Below are 723 nucleotides of genomic sequence, written 5' to 3'. Positions count from 1 at the left end.
TGGCCTGCTGCCGGTTTCGTGGACACGAAGATAAGATCGTGACCAGGGAACAGGAGTGCAGATATGACGAGGCGGAAGTTCAGCCGCGAGTTCAAAGTCGAGGCCGTGAGGCTGGTGAGGGACCGTGGCGTTGCGGTAGCGCAGGCAGCCCGTGACCTCGATGTTGCGGAGAGCGTGCTGCGCCGCTGGATGCGGGAGCTGACCGCGACCCCGGCCACAGCATTTCCCGGGAACGGGCAGATGCGCGCCGATCTGGCCGAGATTGCCGCGCTGAAGAAAGAGGTCGCGCGGCTGCGTGCGGAGCGTGACATCCTGAAGAAAGCTGCGGCTTTTTCGCGCGAGAGGCGACATGAGGTTCGCCTTCATTGCCAAACATAGCCACATCTGGCCGATCAGCTGGCTCTGCGAGGTTCTGGAGGTCTCGCGCTCAGGCTTCCATGCCTGGCTCACCCGCCCGCCCAGCACTCGTGAGGTCCACGACGCCAGGCTCGTCAGAGCGATCGAAACGAGTTTCAAGGCCAGTGACCGGACCTATGGAGCCCGCCGCGTCTGGCGCGATGTTCTCGAAGAGGGGCTTGCCTGCGGCCTGCACCGGATCGAACGGCTGATGCGGTTGAATGCCATGAGGGCGCGACCCAGACGCCGCGGAAAGCCGAAGGACGACGGCGAACGATCAGTCATCGCCAGCAACATCCTGGATCGTGACTTCCAGGCGGACCGGCC

General features: G+C 64.0%; 1 pseudogene. It reads left to right on the top strand.

Going from position 1 to position 723, the window contains the following annotated elements:
• Positions 1 to 63 precede the first annotated feature (63 nt).
• Positions 64 to 723, top strand: a pseudogene (locus ACERNI_RS10040) (IS3 family transposase); the annotation flags it as partial.

This window comes from Camelimonas sp. ID_303_24, assembly GCF_053543495.1.
This window is presented reverse-complemented; position numbering and strand designations above follow the sequence as displayed.